This window comes from Pseudomonas sp. EGD-AK9, from assembly GCF_000465935.2.
Lineage (GTDB): Bacteria > Pseudomonadota > Gammaproteobacteria > Pseudomonadales > Pseudomonadaceae > Aquipseudomonas.
Genome location: NZ_AVOF01000721.1, coordinates 1 through 808 on the forward strand (window position 1 = coordinate 1; position 808 = coordinate 808).

The following is an 808-nucleotide window of genomic DNA, read 5'->3' on the forward strand; positions in this document are numbered from 1 at the left end:
TGCTGTCCCGTCAGGTTGGCGTACCCTACATCGTCGTGTTCCTGAACAAGGCCGACATGGTCGACGACGCCGAGCTGCTGGAGCTGGTGGAAATGGAAGTGCGCGACCTGCTCAGCACTTACGATTTCCCGGGCGACGACACCCCGATCATCATCGGTTCCGCGCTGATGGCGCTGAACGGTCAGGACGACAACGAGCTGGGCACCACTGCCGTCAAGAAGCTGGTTGAGACTCTGGATACCTACATCCCTGAGCCGGTGCGTGCCATCGACCGTCCGTTCCTGATGCCGATCGAAGACGTGTTCTCGATCTCCGGCCGCGGCACCGTGGTAACCGGTCGTGTCGAGCGCGGTATCGTCAAGATCCAGGAAGAAATCGAAATCGTCGGTCTGCGTCCGACCACCAAGACCACCTGCACCGGCGTGGAAATGTTCCGCAAGCTGCTGGACGAAGGTCGTGCTGGCGAGAACTGCGGCGTGCTGCTGCGCGGCACCAAGCGTGATGAAGTCGAGCGTGGTCAGGTTCTGGCCAAGCCGGGCACCATCAAGCCGCACACTAAGTTCGAAGCTGAAGTGTACGTGCTGTCCAAGGAAGAAGGTGGTCGTCACACCCCGTTCTTCAAGGGCTACCGTCCGCAGTTCTACTTCCGTACCACCGACGTGACCGGTTCGTGCGAACTGCCGGAAGGCGTTGAGATGGTAATGCCGGGCGACAACATCAAGATGGTTGTCACCCTGATCAAGCCGATCGCCATGGAAGACGGCCTGCGCTTCGCGATCCGCGAAGGCGGTCGTACCGTCGGCGCCGG

1 protein-coding gene is annotated in these 808 nt (G+C 60.9%); it reads left to right on the forward strand.

The window, feature by feature from the left end; all coding sequences use genetic code 11:
• The coding region (locus tag N878_RS23255; RefSeq protein ID WP_021445898.1) for an elongation factor Tu at positions 1-808 on the forward strand (808 nt) is incomplete at both ends.